Origin of the sequence: Mesorhizobium sp. M2A.F.Ca.ET.037.01.1.1, assembly GCF_003998075.1 — a bacterium.
Taxonomy (GTDB): Bacteria; Pseudomonadota; Alphaproteobacteria; order Rhizobiales; family Rhizobiaceae; genus Mesorhizobium.
In genome coordinates this window covers 1-2,455 of sequence record NZ_RZSA01000957.1, presented here as the reverse complement: position 1 = coordinate 2,455, position 2,455 = coordinate 1, and the positions used below count along the sequence as shown (strand labels likewise).

The following is a 2,455-nucleotide window of genomic DNA, read 5'->3' as shown; positions in this document are numbered from 1 at the left end:
GCGCAGCGCCTAGACGGATGAGGGGTGTTCCAGCGGAGTGAGACGCTGGCGATCCAGTCGTGGTGTCCAACGCCGGCAAAGGTCTTCGTCAAGCTGGAGCACCCCTCATCCGGCCGCTTCGCGGCCACCTTCTCCCACAAGGGAAGAAGGGGAACGCCGCGCTCAATTCTTGAGCGTACCTCCGCATTGTCCGGCCGGCATCACATCAAAGGCGCGTCAGCACACCACCGGTTGATGCGCGTCAATGCTCGCCCTTCCCTGTCCCCTACCATGCCGCCGTCAGCAATGACTTTCGGAGGCGAAAATGGACCAGGAGATCAAAAACAAGATCCAGGCACTGCTGGATCAGCACCGGATCATGACGGTCGCAACGCTGAGGCCGGACGGCTGGCCGCAGGCGACGACTGTGGGCTACGTCAATGATGGCCTCACCCTTTACTTCCTCTGCGGCCTGGACAGCCAGAAGGCGGCAAATCTGGCGCGGGACGATCGCCTGTCGCTGACCATAGACCACGACGCGCCGCAGGTGATGGAGATCACCGGGCTTTCCATGGCGGCGCGGGCGCAGCCGGTGGAAGACCGCGCCGAGGCCGAGAAGGTTCTGCGCATGCTGCCGATGAAGTATCCGCCGCAAACCTCGATGCCCGGTCCGATGCCGACGCCGGATCAGGTCCGCATCTTCCGCGTGATGCCGACAGTGATCTCCGTGCTCGACTACTCGAAGGGTTTTGGCCACACGGATCTGGTCACCTGCTGAGCGCGGCATGGCGGCCAGGCGATCCAATTGATCGATCGCATGATCCAGATCAAGGCAAAGCCCATCGTTCCTGATGTTTCCTCGGCCGTTCTTTCCGAGGAGATGGAAATGCCTACAGAGAGCCTAATCGTCGTCACCGCCATTGTGGCCTATTTCGCGACCTTCATGGCCGTGCTCGCCTATGTGACGATGGCGGAGTCGCGACATCTGCCACGGAGATAGCCGAGGCGATCGGATGCGCCTCAGTCCGCGTCGGCCATCATCTGGCCGCCGCCGCCCAGCCAGGCGCGCCATTGCCGCTCATCGCCGTGGAAGACGTTGAGGTCGATGCGGCCTGTCACGCCATGCGACAGGCCGGAGCCCGAATACTGCCAGAACAGCCATTTGCGGCCCGGATAGACTTTTGACGGATGCGCCGCCACGGCGCGCAGCCAGAACGGATAATCCAGGAAGGCGCCGCGCAAATTGTCGCGATAGAAATCAGGGCTGGTGTAGATGATGGGACGCTGGCCGTAGTGGCGCTCCAGCTTGTCCATGAAGACCTGCATCTTCTCCAGCACCTTTTCGCGCGAAGGCTTGCGCCTGCAGGAGGATTCGCCGTTCCACTCGACGTCGATCACCGGCGGCAATGCGCCGTCCATCTTCGGCACGTTGCGGATGAACCAGTCGGCCTGCTCACCCGCCGTGCGGCACCAGTAGAAGAAATGATAGGCGCCGCGCTTCAGCCCGGCGGCGTCGGCGTTGCGCCAGTTCTTCATGAACATCGGGTCGAGATGGTCGCCGCCATCGGTCGCCTTGATATAGGCGAAGTTGGCGCCCTGGGCGCGCAGCTTGCTCCAATTGATGTTGCCCTGCCAGCGCGAGACGTCGACCCCATGCACGGCCAGATGGCGCGGCGAGGAGCGGCCGAAATTGATCGGCTTGGCATCGCGGAAGGCATAGCGCGTGACCGGGCCGGCAAGCATGGCGGGCGCGGCGCGCGACAGCCGCTTCGGCGGCGAGACGAGCGCCGCCTCCTGCACCGGCGGCTCGACGCTGTCCGGGAGATCGGTCGCCGGGAAGTTTACCGTCTCCTCCTAGGCGAGTCCGAACGGGCGCGGATTTTCGTCGCCGGGGCTCGCGTTACCCTCGTCGAGCAGCGGCGCCGGCGGCGTGATGCGCGCCATGCCCGACATCGATGCGGTCTCTACGGTTTTCTCCCGCTGGACCGTGCTCATGCCCTTCGAAACCGGCGCGCTCGGCCGCACGACCGAGCTCGTCGTCTCGTTGGACGGCAGTTGCAGGGCATCGGCGCCCGACGTGGACGAGCAGCCGGCAAGGCAAAGCGCTGCGAGCACGAAACTGACGACGCCAAAAATCCGCATCTTTGACCTGTACGCAAGACAAAACAGACCGAAGGCAGGAACAGCGCCGCCGGAAGCCCCATTCCTAACGAGAAATTACCAACAAAGTTTGAATCAAAATTTACCTTTGGCGCGACGGTCGTGGCCGATTCGGGGTGTGTCCCCGTCACCTCTCGCCCCGCGCGAAGGCACAGCCGCGAGCGAGCCTAGTATCAGGACGATCGTCGCCGGATCGGCAGCCGCATTGAAGCAGGGGCTAAACCTGGCTCGCCTGGCACCCCATATAAGGGGCTCGCGCAAAAGCGAAGCGTACCCAAGGACTGTGCTTAATGTCGAAGTCACGAACGATCAAAGT

2 protein-coding genes and 1 pseudogene are annotated in these 2,455 nt (G+C 63.2%); 2 read left to right on the top strand and 1 reads right to left on the bottom strand.

Annotation, left to right across the window (positions count from 1 at the left end; genetic code table 11):
* Window positions 1-304 precede the first annotated feature (304 nt).
* Window positions 305-757 (top strand): pyridoxamine 5'-phosphate oxidase family protein, encoded by a 453-nt coding sequence (locus EOA27_RS31890; RefSeq protein ID WP_126082526.1) that lies wholly within the window; start codon window positions 305-307, stop codon window positions 755-757.
* Between the two features lie 27 nt (window positions 758-784).
* On the top strand, window positions 785-979 hold the full coding sequence (locus tag EOA27_RS31885) for a hypothetical protein (protein ID WP_126082525.1): 195 nt from the start codon (window positions 785-787) through the stop codon (window positions 977-979).
* A 20-nt stretch (window positions 980-999) separates the two neighbouring features.
* On the opposite strand, the pseudogene EOA27_RS31880 reads toward EOA27_RS31885, so the two are convergent.
* Window positions 1,000-2,121, bottom strand: a pseudogene (locus EOA27_RS31880) (GH25 family lysozyme).
* Between the last annotated feature and the right edge of the window lie 334 nt (window positions 2,122-2,455).

What these genes read in the sequence shown, in the direction of transcription:
- EOA27_RS31890 (WP_126082526.1), top strand. Translation starts at nt 305, where the DNA reads ATGGACCAGGAGATCAAAAACAAGATCCAGGCACTGCTGGATCAGCAC.